At 45.3% G+C, this 15,853-nt stretch carries 14 protein-coding genes and 1 other annotated feature; all 14 genes read right to left on the bottom strand.

Annotation, left to right across the window (positions count from 1 at the left end; genetic code table 11):
• Positions 1 to 90: 90 nt before the first annotated feature.
• Positions 91 to 2,169: an elongation factor G gene (fusA, locus tag EV213_RS18445; protein WP_133582047.1), complete on the bottom strand. Its 2,079-nt coding sequence runs from the start codon at positions 2,167 to 2,169 to the stop codon at positions 91 to 93.
• A 42-nt stretch (positions 2,170 to 2,211) separates the two neighbouring features.
• On the bottom strand, positions 2,212 to 2,682 hold the full coding sequence (gene rpsG, locus EV213_RS18440; protein WP_133582046.1) for a 30S ribosomal protein S7: 471 nt from the start codon (positions 2,680 to 2,682) through the stop codon (positions 2,212 to 2,214).
• A gap of 52 nt (positions 2,683 to 2,734) precedes the next feature.
• On the bottom strand, positions 2,735 to 3,154 hold the full coding sequence (gene rpsL, locus EV213_RS18435; protein WP_133582045.1) for a 30S ribosomal protein S12: 420 nt from the start codon (positions 3,152 to 3,154) through the stop codon (positions 2,735 to 2,737).
• 122 nt (positions 3,155 to 3,276) lie between these two features.
• A complete protein-coding gene (locus EV213_RS18430; protein WP_133582044.1) occupies positions 3,277 to 3,525 on the bottom strand; it encodes a 50S ribosomal protein L7ae-like protein in 249 nt (82 codons plus the stop codon).
• Between the two features lie 83 nt (positions 3,526 to 3,608).
• Positions 3,609 to 7,232, bottom strand: a complete 3,624-nt coding sequence (rpoC, locus tag EV213_RS18425; protein WP_133582043.1) for a DNA-directed RNA polymerase subunit beta' — start codon at positions 7,230 to 7,232, stop codon at positions 3,609 to 3,611.
• Between the two features lie 39 nt (positions 7,233 to 7,271).
• The gene (gene rpoB / locus EV213_RS18420; RefSeq protein WP_133582042.1) at positions 7,272 to 10,808 is read right to left on the bottom strand and encodes a DNA-directed RNA polymerase subunit beta; all 3,537 of its coding nucleotides are present in this window, start codon (positions 10,806 to 10,808) and stop codon (positions 7,272 to 7,274) included.
• 372 nt (positions 10,809 to 11,180) lie between these two features.
• Complete coding sequence (locus tag EV213_RS18415) at positions 11,181 to 11,786, bottom strand: class I SAM-dependent methyltransferase (protein ID WP_133582041.1); 606 nt, start codon at positions 11,784 to 11,786, stop codon at positions 11,181 to 11,183.
• Positions 11,787 to 11,892: 106 nt separating this feature from the next.
• Positions 11,893 to 12,258 (bottom strand): 50S ribosomal protein L7/L12, encoded by a 366-nt coding sequence (rplL, locus tag EV213_RS18410; RefSeq protein ID WP_133582040.1) that lies wholly within the window; start codon positions 12,256 to 12,258, stop codon positions 11,893 to 11,895.
• 36 nt (positions 12,259 to 12,294) lie between these two features.
• Positions 12,295 to 12,795 (bottom strand): 50S ribosomal protein L10, encoded by a 501-nt coding sequence (gene rplJ / locus EV213_RS18405; protein WP_133582039.1) that lies wholly within the window; start codon positions 12,793 to 12,795, stop codon positions 12,295 to 12,297.
• A gap of 34 nt (positions 12,796 to 12,829) precedes the next feature.
• Positions 12,830 to 12,985: a sequence feature (ribosomal protein L10 leader region), on the bottom strand.
• A 30-nt stretch (positions 12,986 to 13,015) separates the two neighbouring features.
• Complete coding sequence (rplA, locus tag EV213_RS18400; RefSeq protein WP_133582038.1) at positions 13,016 to 13,711, bottom strand: 50S ribosomal protein L1; 696 nt, start codon at positions 13,709 to 13,711, stop codon at positions 13,016 to 13,018.
• Positions 13,712 to 13,808: 97 nt separating this feature from the next.
• The gene (gene rplK, locus EV213_RS18395; protein WP_133582037.1) at positions 13,809 to 14,234 is read right to left on the bottom strand and encodes a 50S ribosomal protein L11; all 426 of its coding nucleotides are present in this window, start codon (positions 14,232 to 14,234) and stop codon (positions 13,809 to 13,811) included.
• Between the two features lie 126 nt (positions 14,235 to 14,360).
• Positions 14,361 to 14,894: a transcription termination/antitermination protein NusG gene (gene nusG, locus EV213_RS18390; protein WP_133582036.1), complete on the bottom strand. Its 534-nt coding sequence runs from the start codon at positions 14,892 to 14,894 to the stop codon at positions 14,361 to 14,363.
• A gap of 149 nt (positions 14,895 to 15,043) precedes the next feature.
• A complete protein-coding gene (gene secE, locus EV213_RS18385; RefSeq protein ID WP_133582035.1) occupies positions 15,044 to 15,229 on the bottom strand; it encodes a preprotein translocase subunit SecE in 186 nt (61 codons plus the stop codon).
• A gap of 70 nt (positions 15,230 to 15,299) precedes the next feature.
• Complete coding sequence (rpmG, locus tag EV213_RS18380; protein ID WP_133582034.1) at positions 15,300 to 15,446, bottom strand: 50S ribosomal protein L33; 147 nt, start codon at positions 15,444 to 15,446, stop codon at positions 15,300 to 15,302.
• Between the last annotated feature and the right edge of the window lie 407 nt (positions 15,447 to 15,853).

Here is a 15,853-nt window from a genome sequence, read left to right as displayed (position 1 = left end):
ATTATGTGGTCAGAGGTTTCGTCTGTAAGACGACCCCTGATCCCATTAAGCTGTCAATACAGTTATACTGGATGACGGCGTGAAAATCAATTACTCACCGCTATTTTTTTTGATGATTTCTTCTGCGATAGATTTTGGCACTTCTTCGTAATGATCAAAGTGCATTGTGTATACGCCACGACCTTGTGTATTTGAACGCAAGGCAGTTGCATAACCGAACATCTCAGCGAGTGGTACAAACGCACGGATCACTTGTGCATTTCCTCTTGCTGCCATACCGTCTACGCGACCGCGACGAGCAGTTACATCACCCATAATGTCCCCAAGGTATTCCTCAGGTACGATGATTTCTACTTTCATCAATGGTTCAAGAAGAACTGGACTACATTTTGATTTCGCGTTTTTCAATGCCATTGATGCAGCAATTTTAAACGCCATCTCATTGGAATCCACATCATGATAAGAGCCATCATACAATGTTGCCTTCAAGTCTACCATTGGGTAGCCTGCAAGCGGTCCATTATCCAACGAGCTTTCCAACCCAGCTTGAACCGCAGGGATGTATTCACGTGGAACTGTACCACCAACAACTTTGTTTTCAAACTCAAACCCGCCGCCTTCTTCAAGCGGTTCGAAACGAATCCAAACGTGACCGTACTGACCGCGCCCACCAGACTGACGGACAAACTTTCCTTCGACTTCGGCAGCCGCACGGAAGGTTTCTCTGTAAGATACTTGTGGAGCACCAACAGTCGCCTCTACTTTGAACTCACGACGCATACGGTCAACGATGATATCAAGGTGAAGCTCACCCATACCAGAGATGATCGTTTGGCCAGTTTCTGTGTTTGTTTCTGTTCTGAAGGTAGGATCTTCTTCAGCCAATTTCTGAAGCGCGATAGACATTTTGTCTTGGTCTGCTTTTGATTTCGGCTCGATCGCTACATCAATAACAGGTTCTGGGAACTGCATTGACTCTAAGATGACGAGGTCTTTTTCTCCACAAAGCGTATCGCCTGTCGTTGTGTCTTTTAGACCAACAGCCGCTGCGATGTCTCCGGAATAAACCGTTGAGATCTCTTCACGAGAGTTCGCGTGCATTTGTAGAATACGACCAACACGTTCTCTTTTGTCTTTTGTTGAGTTCTTGATGTATGTTCCAGACTCAAGTGTTCCAGAGTACACACGGAAGAACGTCAATTTACCAACGTAAGGGTCTGTCGCCACTTTAAAAGCAAGTGCAGAGAAAGGACCATTATCGTCAGGTGAACGAGTAACCTCTTCTTCAGATCCTGGAATGAAGCCTTTAATAGGAGGAACATCCATTGGAGCTGGAAGATAATCGATTACCGCATCGAGTACCAACTGAACACCTTTGTTTTTAAAGGCAGAACCACAGACAACTGGGTAAAACTCAACATTGATTGTCGCTTTACGGATAGCCGCTTTCAATTCAGGAATAGAAATTTCTTCCCCTTCAAGATAGCGCTCCATCATAGCTTCATCAAGTTCAGCTACCGCTTCAACAAGCTTGCTACGATATTCTTCTGCTTGTTCTTTGTACTCATCAGGGATGTCTTTCGCATCAGAACGTGTCCCGAGATCATCTTCATAGATGTAAGATTTCATCTCAACTAGGTCGATGATTCCTTCAAATGCATCCTCAGAGCCGATTGGCAACTGAATTGGATGAGCATTTGCTTGGAGACGCTCATGAAGTGTACCTGTAGAGTACAAGAAATCTGCACCAATTTTGTCCATTTTGTTGATGAACACGATACGTGGAACACCGTATGTTGTCGCTTGACGCCATACTGTTTCCGTTTGTGGTTCTACACCGGATTGTGCATCTAGAACGGCAACCGCACCATCAAGTACACGCAATGAACGTTCAACTTCAACTGTGAAGTCTACGTGTCCCGGCGTATCGATGATGTTTACACGGTGCTCTTTCCAAGCAGCTGTTGTTGCAGCAGAAGTGATCGTAATCCCACGTTCTTGCTCCTGCTCCATCCAGTCCATTTGAGAAGCGCCTTCGTGTGTTTCGCCAATCTTATGAATGCGACCTGTGTAGAAAAGAATGCGTTCAGTGGTCGTCGTCTTTCCAGCATCGATGTGTGCCATGATGCCGATATTACGAGTTTTCTGTAGAGAGAACTCTCTGGCCATAACATTCTTCTCCTTCCTTGTAGGAGGTTTTTTTGATTGATTCTACCAGCGGTAATGAGCAAACGCTTTGTTCGATTCAGCCATTTTATGCGTATCTTCACGCTTTTTAACAGCTGCACCAGTGTTGTTGGCTGCGTCCATAATTTCATAAGCAAGACGCTCTTCCATTGTTTTCTCACCACGAAGACGAGAATAGTTTACCAACCAACGCAAACCAAGAGTCGTACGACGCTCAGGACGTACTTCAACTGGTACTTGGTAGTTCGAACCACCCACACGACGTGCTTTTACTTCAAGCACTGGTTGGATGTTTTTCAACGCTTCTTCAAACACTTCCATTGGTTCGTTGCCTGTTTTCTCTTTTACAAGATCAAACGCACCATAAAGAATGGTTTGCGCTTTCCCTTTTTTACCGTCGACCATTACTTTGTTGATCAAACGTGTTACAAGCTTTGAATTATAAATTGGGTCTGCCGCGACATCGCGACGTTGCACTGGACCTTTACGAGGCATAATGCAAACCTCCTTCCATTCATGTCATTTTAAACTCTTTTTAATGCTTGTATTAATTAGCTTGCTTAGGTCTTTTAGCTCCGTATTTAGAACGTCCTTGACGGCGTCCATCTACACCAGCTGTATCAAGCGCACCACGAACGATGTGATAACGTACACCTGGTAAGTCTTTCACACGTCCGCCGCGAATCAAAACAACACTATGCTCTTGAAGGTTATGACCAACACCAGGAATGTAAGCTGTAACCTCATTCCCGTTAGACAAACGTACACGAGCGTATTTACGAAGTGCTGAGTTTGGCTTTTTCGGAGTCATTGTCCCTACTCTTGTGCATACGCCTCTTTTTTGAGGAGCTGAATAGTTGGTTTGAACCTTTTTCAAGCTGTTCAAACCTCTGTTCAATGCTGGAGAGTCAGATGTTTTCGACTTGCTGTAGCGCCCTTTACGTACTAATTGGTTAATCGTTGGCACGACGGTATCCCCCTTTCCATAATTCGTATTTTCAAACCCACACAGCCAGGTGATTCATTATGAGCGAAAAACAACGCCTTTGCAGGAGATGTTTTGCAATCTCCTGCAAAAACGCAAATGGTTCACCTTTTTATCGCCACGGCAGTAGCGCCGACATCAATGCCGCACACTTTACCGAGTCGTTTCATTGAATCTACTGTGCAGACGGAGAGCTGTTTTTCAATTGCCAATCGCCGGATGGGTTCGACCACATAAGGATCTGCATCATCAGCGATGACGACTTCCAAAGCGTCGCCGTTTTGTATTGCTTTCAAAGTCTGCTTCGTTCCAATCGACGTTCGCTTGGCCTGCTTTACTTTTTCATAAGACATTCAAAAACATCCTCCAAAGCGCACAGGTTATTGAAGCACCTTGCCTATCATATCACCCAAAGAATCACAATGTCAACAGTGATTTAGGATTCTTGTGTAACGGTCTCTTGAATCTTGTTTTCTTCTTCTTTTGCCATCGCTTCAACCGTTGTTTTTGGAACGGAACGTCTGTAACGCGTCATCCCTGTACCGGCAGGAACAAGCTTCCCGATGATGACATTCTCTTTCAGGCCGAGAAGTTCATCGCGCTTTCCTTTAATCGCTGCGTCGGTAAGCACTCTCGTTGTCTCCTGGAAGGAGGCAGCAGAAAGGAAGGAATCTGTTTCAAGTGACGCTTTCGTAATCCCTAGCAACAATGGTCTAGCAATCGCTGGCTGTTCCTTACGCAAAAGTACATCTCTGTTTGCATCTCGGAACTGGTGAATGTCGAGCAATGATCCTGGCAACAGTTCTGTATGACCGCCGTCGATGACCCAAACCTTACGCATCATCTGACGAACCATTACTTCAACGTGCTTATCGCCAATTTCAACACCCTGCATACGATATACCTTTTGAACTTCACGTAGCAGATAGGCTTGCACACCTTCGACACCTTTGACTTTCAAGAGTTCCTTCGGATCGATGGACCCTTCTGTTAACTCTTGACCCGCATAAATCTCGTCACCTTCTGCGACTTTAAGGCGGGCGCCATAAGGAGATGTGTAATTCCGTGCTTCTGCATCACCTTGAACGGTAATTTCCTGCTTATCTTTCACTTCACTAATAGCAGTAACCTTACCATGGATCTCTGAAATCACGGCCTGACCTTTCGGATTACGCGCTTCGAAAAGCTCTTGAATCCTCGGTAAACCTTGTGTGATATCGTCTCCTGCAACCCCACCTGTGTGGAATGTACGCATCGTAAGCTGAGTTCCTGGCTCCCCGATAGATTGGGCAGCAATGATACCAACTGCTTCGCCTACCTCTACATCAGAGCCTGTTGCCAAGTTTCGACCGTAACATTTTTTACATACGCCGTGTCGCGTATCACATGTGAATGCGGAACGAATCGTCACTTCTTCGATACCAGATTCAACAATTTGTTTACCGATTTCTTCAGTAATCAATTCATTGCGCCCGATGATGATGTCATTCGTTTCCGGGTGACGGATCGTCTTGAAGGCTACGCGACCAATCAAACGCTCAATCAACGGTTCAATCAGTTCGTTGCCATCCTTAAGGGCAGCAACCAAGAGACCTTTATCCGTATTACAGTCGTCTTCACGAATGATAACATCCTGTGCAACGTCAACAAGTCGTCTTGTCAAATACCCTGAATCGGCCGTTTTCAAAGCTGTATCCGCAAGTCCTTTACGCGCACCGTGTGTGGAGATAAAGTACTCGAGAACGGTAAGACCTTCACGGAAGCTTGAGCGAATCGGCAACTCAATAATACGACCAGCCGGGTTGGCCATTAATCCACGCATCCCTGCAAGCTGTGTGAAGTTTGATGCGTTACCACGGGCACCTGAATCGCTCATCATAAAGATCGGGTTACGTCGGTCAAGTGACGCCATCAGCTTATTTTGGATTTGATCTTTTGCCGCTCCCCAAATGGAGATGACACGATCATAACGTTCTTCTTCCGTTATTAAACCACGTCTGAACTGCTTAATCACATTGTCGATCTTCAACTCAGAAGCTTTCAGAATTTCCTGCTTCTCTGGAAGTACAACAATGTCCGCAATCCCAACAGTGATTCCTGCTTTTGTTGAATAGCGGAAACCAAGGTCTTTCATCCGGTCAAGCATTTTAGAGGTTTCAGTGATTTTGAAGCGTTTGAAGACTTCTGCGATCACATCACCTAGAATGCCTTTGCTGAATGGCTTAATCAACTCTCTATTGGCAATTTCCGTTTTCAAATCAGTTCCTTGAGAAATGAAATACTTTGCTGGTGTTTCTTTCTCAAGATTGTAATGCGTTGGTTCATTGATGTACGGAAAGGAGTCCGGGAGAATTTCATTAAAAATCAATTTCCCAGGAGTCGTGACCAAGTACATTTCATTTTGTTCATCAGTAAAGCTGGCTTTCTGTAGCGATGAAGCAGCAACAGCCACACGTGTGTGAAGGTGAACATAACCGTTTTGGTATGCAACCAACGCCTCATCAGAATTTTTAAAGCACATGCCTTCACCAATCGCCCCTTTTCTTTCAAGGGTGAGATAGTAGTTCCCAAGAACCATATCCTGAGACGGTGTAACAACAGGCTTTCCATCCTTTGGATTCAAGATGTTTTGTGCCGCAAGCATTAGAATTCTCGCTTCTGCCTGTGCTTCAGCTGATAACGGTACGTGAACCGCCATTTGGTCCCCGTCAAAATCGGCGTTGTATGCCGTACATACGAGAGGATGCAACCGGATCGCGCGCCCTTCCACAAGCATTGGTTCAAACGCTTGAATGCCTAGTCTGTGAAGTGTTGGCGCTCTGTTCAAGAGCACTGGATGCTCACGAATGACTTCTTCAAGCACATCCCAAACCTCTGGTTGTACACGCTCTATTTTTCGCTTCGCACTTTTAATGTTATGTGCAAGTCCTCGTTCAACAAGCTCTCTCATCACAAATGGCTTGAAGAGCTCAAGCGCCATTTCCTTTGGAAGACCACATTGATACATTTTCAAGTTCGGACCTACGACGATTACCGAACGACCAGAGTAATCAACACGTTTTCCGAGCAAGTTTTGACGGAAGCGACCTTGCTTCCCTTTTAACATGTGTGAAAGTGACTTCAATGGACGGTTCCCTGGACCTGTTACTGGGCGCCCTCGACGTCCGTTATCAATTAATGCATCCACAGCCTCTTGAAGCATACGTTTTTCATTCTGAACAATAATGCTTGGTGCACCAAGGTCTAGAAGTCGCTTCAAGCGATTGTTTCTGTTAATCACACGACGGTACAAATCATTCAAATCTGATGTAGCAAATCGACCACCGTCAAGCTGTACCATTGGGCGTAGCTCTGGTGGAATGACCGGAAGAACATCTAGAATCATCCAAGCGGGCTTATTGCCAGAATGACGGAAAGCTTCAAGTACTTCCAGACGTTTGATCGCACGTGTACGACGTTGTCCTTGAGCGGTTTTTAGCTCTTCCTTCAACCCAGCTACATCTTTATCCAAATCAATGTCTTGAAGGATCTTTTTAATGGCTTCCGCACCCATTTGCGCATGGAATCCTTTTCCGTATTTCTCGCGATAGTTACGGTATTCCTTCTCTGAAAGGAGTTGTTTCTTTTCAAGCGGTGAATCGCCTGTGTCCGTCACCACATAAGAAGCAAAATAAATGACTTCTTCTAGTGCACGTGGTGACATGTCAAGCACAAGACCCATACGGCTCGGAATGCCTTTGAAATACCAGATGTGAGAAACAGGGGCAGCAAGCTCTATGTGCCCCATACGTTCTCTACGGACTTTAGCCTTTGTGACCTTTACTCCACAGCGGTCACAAACAACCCCTTTGTAACGGATACGTTTATATTTGCCGCAATGACACTCGTAATCCTTTTGCGGGCCAAATATACGTTCACAAAACAAGCCGTCTTTTTCTGGTTTTAACGTTCTATAGTTAATTGTTTCTGGCTTTTTAACTTCTCCGTGGGACCAAGAGCGAATTTTATCGGGTGAGGCCAATCCGATTTTCATAAATTCGAAGTTATTGACATCTAACAAGGGGCCTACCTCCCTCTGTGATCTTCAACTTTTTACCATTTATACTTCCTGGCTTGGTTCCGTATCTAAGTTTAACTTGTCAGCTGAGCCATCCTCGTCATCTTCAACATCCTGCAAATTAATTTCTTGTTCATCAGCAGAAAGCATCTTTACGTCCATGCCAAGGCTTTGAAGTTCTTTAATTAATACTTTGAAAGATTCAGGGATGCCCGGTTCAGGCACATTCTCACCTTTTACAATAGCTTCATAGGTTCTTACACGTCCAACCACGTCATCTGATTTCACGGTTAGAATCTCCTGAAGCATGTAGGCAGCACCATAGGCTTCCAATGCCCATACTTCCATCTCTCCAAAACGCTGTCCGCCGAATTGTGCTTTTCCTCCGAGCGGCTGTTGTGTAACGAGAGAGTAAGGGCCTGTCGAACGGGCGTGCAACTTATCATCAACCATGTGTGCAAGTTTGATCATGTACATAATACCTACAGACACACGGTTATCAAACGGATCACCGGTACGGCCATCGTACAGTACAGATTTTGCATCACGCGGCATGCCTGCTTCTTCTAAAGTCTCCCACACATCTTCCTCGCGTGCTCCGTCAAAGACTGGTGATGCAATGCGTATGCCAAGCTGTCTAGCTGCCATTCCAAGATGCATCTCAAGAACCTGACCGATGTTCATACGCGATGGTACGCCGAGTGGGTTTAACATAATGTCGACAGGAGTACCGTCAGGCAAGAATGGCATATCTTCCTCTGGAAGGATCTTTGAAATGACACCTTTGTTTCCGTGACGTCCGGCCATTTTATCGCCTTCTGAGATCTTTCTCTTCTGAACGATATACGCGCGGACAAGCTGATTTACACCTGGAGGCAGTTCGTCGCCGTCTTCACGATTAAAGATCTTCACATCAAGCACGATTCCGCCTGCGCCATGTGGCACACGTAATGACGTATCTCGAACCTCACGTGCTTTTTCACCAAAGATGGCATGAAGTAAGCGCTCTTCAGCAGTTAACTCCGTTACACCTTTAGGCGTGACCTTACCAACAAGCAAATCATTGTCGTGCACTTCTGCACCTATACGAATGATACCTCGATCATCAAGGTTACGGAGTGCGTCCTCACCAACATTCGGGATGTCCCTCGTAATCTCTTCAGGGCCAAGCTTTGTATCCCGCGCTTCTGATTCGTACTCCTCAATGTGAATCGATGTATACACATCATCTTTTACGAGACGCTCACTCATTATAATGGCATCCTCATAGTTGTACCCATCCCATGTCATAAAGGCAACGAGGATGTTTTGACCAAGGGCTAGCTCTCCAAAGTCCATTGACGGACCATCTGCGAGAATTTCTCCTTTTGTCACATGATCGCCTTCCGCGACGATCGGACGCTGGTTATAACATGTTCCTTGGTTGGAACGAATGAATTTAGCCAAACGGTATTTATCAAGGTCGCCTTTAACGAGCTGACCATTCACGTCTTCCGTGCGTCGAACCCAAACTTGTTTGGCTTCAACCTTTTCAACAATACCATCGTAACGAGAAATGACCGCTGCACCGGAGTCTTTCCCGGACACATACTCCATACCTGTACCAACAACTGGGGCATCAGGTGTTAACAATGGAACGGCCTGACGTTGCATGTTTGCTCCCATGAGGGCACGGTTTGAGTCATCGTTCTCCAAAAATGGGATACATGCTGTAGCCGCCGAAACAACTTGTTTAGGAGAAACGTCCATATAGTCAACACGGTCTCGACTAACAAGATTGTTTTCCCCTCGGAAACGACAAACAATATTGTCATCGACAAACGAGCCATCGTCATTCAGACGTGCATTTGCCTGTGCAACGACGTAGTTGTCCTCTTCGTCAGCAGTTAGATAATCAATTCGCGAGGTCACCTTGCCCGTTTCCGGATCGACACGTCGGTATGGTGTCTCAATGAAACCGAATTTGTTCACCTTGGCGAAACTGGACAACGAGTTAATCAACCCAATGTTCGGTCCCTCTGGGGTTTCGATTGGACACATACGCCCATAGTGAGAGTAGTGAACGTCACGAACCTCTACACCCGCACGATCACGTGTCAAACCACCTGGTCCTAGGGCAGATAGTCGGCGTTTGTGTGTAAGCTCTGCCAACGGATTCGTCTGATCCATAAATTGAGACAACTGCGAGCTTCCGAAAAACTCTTTAATTGACGCAATAACTGGGCGGATATTAATCAACGCCTGTGGTGTGATCGCATTGGTGTCTTGAATAGACATCCGTTCACGAACGACACGCTCCATACGTGATAAACCGATGCGGAATTGGTTTTGCAAAAGCTCACCAACAGAACGCAAACGACGATTTCCTAGATGATCAATATCATCTGTGCCACCTACATTAAACAGTAGGTTAAAGAAATGACTGATCGATGCAATAATGTCCGAAGGCATAATGTTTTTTACATGCTCTTCAATTGATCCATTGCCAAGCACATTTAAAATCTGCTCCTCGTCTCCATCCTGAGGGGCATATATTTTAATTGATTGAATCGTAATGTCATTATTTAGCACACCGCCAGATGGATGGAACTTTCTAAAGCCTACATTTGATTCAATGTATGGTGTGATTTTATCGAGAAGTCGACGATCGAGAAGATCACCTTTTTCTGCGATTACTTCTCCTGTCTCCGGGTCTGCAAGTGTTTCTGCAAGCCGTTGGTTAAACAGGCGGTTTTTAATGTGAAGCTTTTTGTTAATTTTATAACGCCCTACACTAGCAAGGTCGTAACGTTTCGGATCAAAAAATCTTGTTTGCAATAGGTTCTTCGCATTCTCGACCGTTGGCGGTTCGCCAGGACGAAGGCGCTCATAAATCTCTAGCAATGCCTTCTCTGCGGTTTCAGTATTGTCCTTTTCAAGCGTATTGCGGATATACTCATTATCTCCAAGCAAGTCGATGATTTCTTGATCAGACCCAAACCCTAACGCACGTAACAGCACGGTTACCGGCAATTTACGTGTACGGTCAATACGGACATAGATGACATCTTTGGCATCCGTCTCATACTCGAGCCATGCTCCTCGGTTTGGTATCACAGTAGCTGTGTACCCCTGCTTGCCGTTCTTGTCAATCTTCTTGTTATAATAGACACTCGGCGAACGAACAAGCTGCGAAACGATAACTCGCTCTGCTCCATTAATGACAAATGTCCCTGTGTCGGTCATTAGTGGGAAATCTCCCATGAACACATCTTGTTCCTTGACCTCACCTGTTTCCTTATTTAACAGGCGAACTTTCACGCGCAAAGGCGCACAATAGGTGACATCTCGTTCTTTTGATTCTTCCACAGGATATTTCGGTTCGCCAAGACTGTAGTCTATGAACTCAAGGGATAGATTGCCGGTGAAATCCTCGATCGGCGAAATGTCTTTAAACATTTCTTTGAGACCCTCATCAAGAAACCATTGATAGGATGCTGTTTGAATTTCAATGAGATTCGGCAGATCCAGCACTTCGCTGATGCGCGCATAGCTTCTGCGTTGGCGGTGGCGTCCAAACTGCACTGTTTGACCTGTCAACTAATTCACCCCTCAGAACATGCTATTTGATTGATCTTTGCAGGCAAACGTTCATCCAGCAAAAATCGACTGACCTTTTTTTGTTGCATTGCAACCAGAAAGACGTGCTACACTAAGGCAAACAAAAGACTCAATTATCTCGTGCCCTTTTCACTCCTACAAAACGACCATCGCACCAAATATGATGCGAAGTGCAAACAAAAAGAAAAAGGGTTTCAAAAGAAAACCTCCCCTATTCATTCACGTATCTAATTTTTGCAGTCTTTCCAGAATCGTATTCTTTTATACTCGCTAAAAAATAGAATGCATTCTTTTTTTAAAACAAGACATAAAAAGACTGATTGGCATTATATAATACTACCACAAGCATCTTTAGCAGTCAATTTTTTTAGCTACGATAATTTTGTAGCCTTTGTCTTGCGCTACGACTTGCACATCTTGATAAAGAGAGGCAAGTTTGTCTTGTGCTGAAGGAGCCCCTTGCTTCTTTTGCATAACGATCCAAAGTTCGCCACCAGCGACCAGCGATTCGTACGCTTGTTCAAACAGCGTATGGACTACCTTTTTCCCAGCTCGAATGGGTGGATTAGAAAGGATAGCTGCGCAAGGCTGCTGGATCGCTTCCAAAAGGTTCCCTTGAACGACCGTCACATTTTCAACTTGATGTGCCCCGGCATTTTTCACCGCAAGCTCTACAGCGCGTTCATTCACATCGGTCATCCAAACGTTTCGCTCCGGATGTTCAGCGGCAACAACCGTCCCAATCGGACCATACCCACAGCCAATATCCGCAACTGCCCCTTGCACGTCTGGCATCACAAATGTCTCAATTAACAACCGCGTGCCAAAATCAATGCCTTGCTTTGAGAACACGCCGCGATCAGATTGAAACTGGTAGGCTCTTCCGTTCAAGTGGACATTCAGGCTTTTTGGGTCACTTGGTACAGTTGGTCGGCGACTATAGTAATGATCACTCATTGATTTGTCCCCTTCCAAAACACGCTGCCAAGCTCTAGGCTTAATGTTCTTCAGATTAGATAAGAAAAACCCGCAGATTCCGGCGGGTTTTCTTATCTATCTTCAATTACTTAACTTCTACTTTTGCGCCTACTTCTTCAAGTTTCGCTTTAAGCTCATCTGCTTCTGCTTGCTCGATGCCTTCTTTCAAAGCTTTAGGAGCGTTATCAACAAGCTCTTTCGCTTCTTTCAAGCCAAGACCAGTGATTTCGCGAACCACTTTGATAACTTTGATTTTAGAAGCGCCTGCTTCTGTAAGGATAAGGTCGAATTCAGTTTGCTCTTCTTCAGCAGCGCCACCAGCAGCACCGCCACCAGCAGCAACTGGAGCTGCTGCAGTTACACCAAACTCTTCTTCGATAGCTTTAACAAGGTCGTTTAATTCTAGAACAGTCATTTCTTTGATCTGCTCGATGATCGTTTCTTTACTCATGAAATGTTCCTCCTTAAGGGATTATAGTGGGTTGCGTTACGCACCCTGTTCTTCTTTTTGTTCAGCCACAGCTTTTGTCGCAAGAGCCATATTGCGCATTGGCGCTTGTAGGACACTAAGCAACATAGAAAGAAGTCCATCGCGGGATGGGAGTTCGGCCAAAGCCTTCAAATCATCCGCAGACGTGACATTGCCTTCAATAAGACCGATTTTGATTTTTAGCGCTTCGTTCGTTTTAGCAAAGTTGTTTAAAACTTTTGCTGGAGCAACGACATCTTCAGCACTAAACGCAACAGCGGTTGGTCCAACAAGCTCTTCGTCCAAACCAGAGATTTCGGCCTGCTCGACTGCACGGCGAGTCATCGTGTTTTTATACACTTTAAACTCAACGCCAGCTTCGCGAAGCTGTTTACGAAGCTCTGTTACTTGAGAAACGTTCAAACCACGGTAATCAACAAACACGGTTGCTTTGTTGTCACGAAGTTTGTCTGCAATATCAGTAACGACTTGTTTTTTCTGCTCGATCACCTTGCTCATGTGCACACCTCCTGTAAAATCATTTCCGTGAGGGCTCTCCATAAAAAAAGCCCCCGGCGCGAAGACACACGGGGGGCATATCGTTCATCGTCTCAGTTCAGAAACGAATCAATTCATATGCATTCCACCTCGGCAGGATGATTAAGCCTATACGGGCCCCTGCTGTCTACGGCAATAAGTTAGTAAACCTTGATCATTATACCCTAGATGGGCAATGAGGTCAACTTACGATTGAAGCAACATCCAATTTAATTCCTGGTCCCATTGATGATGTAACAGATGCATTCTTCATGTAAGTGCCTTTTGATGCTGCAGGCTTCGCTTTCACCAACACATCAGCGATTGCCGTTAGGTTTTCTTGAAGCTTTACAGAATCGAAGGATACTTTACCGATCGGAACATGCACATTGCCTGTCTTATCAGCGCGGTATTCAACTTTCCCAGCTTTAATATCTTTAACAGCTTTCGTTACATCAAATGATACAGTACCTGTTTTTGGGTTTGGCATCAAGCCTTTTGGACCAAGTACACGTCCGAGCTTCCCTACTTCACCCATCATGTCAGGTGTTGCAACGATAACATCAAAATCGAACCAACCTTGGTTGATTTTATTGATGTAATCACCTTCGCCAACATAGTCAGCGCCAGCTTCTTCTGCTTCTTTTGCTTTTTCACCCTTCGCGAATACCAATACGCGTTGAGTTTTACCTGTACCGTGTGGCAAAACGGTTGCGCCACGGATTTGTTGGTCGGCTTTCTTTACATCGATTCCGAGACGGAAAGCCACTTCTACAGTTTCATCAAACTTTGCGAACGACGCTTTTTTCAAAAGCTCAATCGCGTCTGTGAGGGCATACGCTTCTTGTGAATTTACAAGTTTCGCAGCCTCCTGAAATTTCTTGCCTCTTTTCGGCATATTATTCATCCTCCTTCATGTGGTTGTAGCGGTTGGGACCTCCCACTTGAAAAAGGTTGCGAAAGCTCAAGCATTTCGCAACCTCTTGTGCCTGTGCTTAGTCTTCGACAACGAGACCCATGCTGCGTGCAGTGCCTTCGATCATACGCATTGCCGATTCAACATCAGCAGCATTTAGGTCAGGCATCTTTGTTTCAGCGATTTCGCGAACTTGCGCACGCTTAACAGTGCCGACTTTGTTGCGGTTCGGTTCACCAGAGCCTGACTCAATGCCAACTGCCTTTTTCAACAAAACAGCTGCTGGCGGAGTTTTAGTAATAAACGTGAATGAACGGTCTTCAAAAACGCTAATCTCAACTGGAATGATCAAACCTGCTTGATCCTGGGTTCTTGCGTTAAATTCTTTACAGAAGCCCATGATGTTTACACCTGCCTGACCCAATGCTGGTCCGACTGGTGGTGCAGGGTTTGCTTTCCCCGCTGGAATTTGCAACTTCACTACTTTGGCCAATTTTTTAGCCACGGGACACACCTCCTTAAGTTCCGTGATGTGGTCATTGGGCGTTTTGCCCTCCCACTCATGAATCAAACATTAATATATTAGCATTTTCATCTTGCAGACGCAAGACATTTTACCAGAAAGCCTCAATCAAACTTTAGCGATCTGTTCAAAATCAAGCTCCACCGGCGTCTCTCGTCCGAACATATTCACGTGAACTTTGATTTTTTGACGATCATTGTCAATTTCTTCAACAGTTCCTGTAAAGTCAGCGAATGGTCCTTCCATGACGCGCACGGTTTCTTTCACAGCAAAATCAATACCCGTTCGCGCTTCCTCCATCCCCATTCGCTTAAGAATCTGTTCAACTTCTTCAGGTAGCAACGGTGTTGGCTTTGAGCCAGAACCTGCTGATCCTACGAAGCCCGTCACACCCGGAGTGTTCCGAACGACGTACCAAGAATCATCTGTCATAACGATCTCAGCAAGAACATAGCCTGGGAAGACCTTCTTCTTTGATACTTTCCGCTTCCCGTTTTTAATCTCTGTTTCTTCTTCTTCCGGGACAACAACGCGGAAGATTTTGTCCTGCATGCCCATTGATTCAACGCGTTTTTCTAAATTCGCTTTCACTTTGTTCTCATAACCGGAATAGGTGTGAACGACATACCAGTTCTTCTCCATGTTTGCGCGGCCTAAGCCGTCTGTCCCTCCCTTAATGAGTGTCGGGCCGATTTCGGCTTCACTCCATTGTCCATATAGTGTAAAAAACCCGAAGGCTCGGGTTTTTTAGTGTATCCTCATATCTACCATTATTGCACAGGTGAACTAGGTTATTCACCGATGATAAGATCAATAACGGCGCTAATTCCATAATCAGCTACTGCAAAGAAAACAGTCATAAAGGCGACGGTGGCTAAAACAGTCACTGTGTATCGAAAAAGCTCTTTCTTTTTCGGCCAGCTCACTTTTTTCATTTCTTTCACAACATCGCGCAAGAAGCTTGTTATTTTTCCCATTCATAAACCTCCAACGAATTGAAGACGACGAGTTCTGAAATGAAGGCGCATATAAAACCTTAGCCGATCCCTAAAGGGTTTCACGGTGAGTTGTATACGCATTGCATCGCTTGCAAAACTTTTGAATTTCCAGGCGCGCGCCGCTCAATGTATTTTTCGTCGTTGTATAGTTTCGCGCCTGACAAATCGCACAGGCCAATACAACCTTTTTTCGCATATATCGTCACATCACTTGCTTGGCACATAAAGCGTGCCAGCATTTTACACAACGTTAAAACTGTATCATAAGCTTGTTAAGCATGTCAACACGATCAGGCTGATGGCAAACGCTTGCTTTCTTTGTTGCTTCGCCTTGAGCGGTGCTCATTGCCCTTATGGCAACTCCGCTCCTCTCAAGTCTTTGCGCTTAGATAAGACAAACGTTTTCATTCAGCCTGAGTACATTTGTTGGCAAACGCTCGCTTTCTTTGTTCCTTTGCCTTGAGCGGTGCTCATTGCCCTTGTGGCAACTCCGCTCCTCTCAAGCTTTTGCGCTTAGATAAGACAAACGTTTTCATTCAGCCTGAGTACATTTGTTGGCAAACGCTCGCTTTCTTTGTTCCTTTGCCTTGAGCGGTGCTCATT

Origin of the sequence: Aureibacillus halotolerans, assembly GCF_004363045.1 — a bacterium.
Classification (GTDB): domain Bacteria; phylum Bacillota; class Bacilli; order Bacillales; family DSM-28697; genus Aureibacillus; species Aureibacillus halotolerans.
This window is presented reverse-complemented; position numbering and strand designations above follow the sequence as displayed.

Coding starts and splice junctions, on each gene's coding strand:
- fusA (WP_133582047.1), bottom strand. CDS start 2,169: ATGGCCAGAGAGTTCTCTCTACAGAAAACTCGTAATATCGGCATCATG.
- rpsG (WP_133582046.1), bottom strand. CDS start 2,682: ATGCCTCGTAAAGGTCCAGTGCAACGTCGCGATGTCGCGGCAGACCCA.
- EV213_RS18430 (WP_133582044.1), bottom strand. CDS start 3,525: ATGTCTTATGAAAAAGTAAAGCAGGCCAAGCGAACGTCGATTGGAACG.
- EV213_RS18415 (WP_133582041.1), bottom strand. CDS start 11,786: ATGAGTGATCATTACTATAGTCGCCGACCAACTGTACCAAGTGACCCA.
- rplL (WP_133582040.1), bottom strand. CDS start 12,258: ATGAGTAAAGAAACGATCATCGAGCAGATCAAAGAAATGACTGTTCTA.
- rplJ (WP_133582039.1), bottom strand. CDS start 12,795: ATGAGCAAGGTGATCGAGCAGAAAAAACAAGTCGTTACTGATATTGCA.
- rplA (WP_133582038.1), bottom strand. CDS start 13,711: ATGCCGAAAAGAGGCAAGAAATTTCAGGAGGCTGCGAAACTTGTAAAT.
- nusG (WP_133582036.1), bottom strand. CDS start 14,894: ATGGAGAAGAACTGGTATGTCGTTCACACCTATTCCGGTTATGAGAAC.
- secE (WP_133582035.1), bottom strand. CDS start 15,229: ATGGGAAAAATAACAAGCTTCTTGCGCGATGTTGTGAAAGAAATGAAA.
- rpmG (WP_133582034.1), bottom strand. CDS start 15,446: ATGCGAAAAAAGGTTGTATTGGCCTGTGCGATTTGTCAGGCGCGAAAC.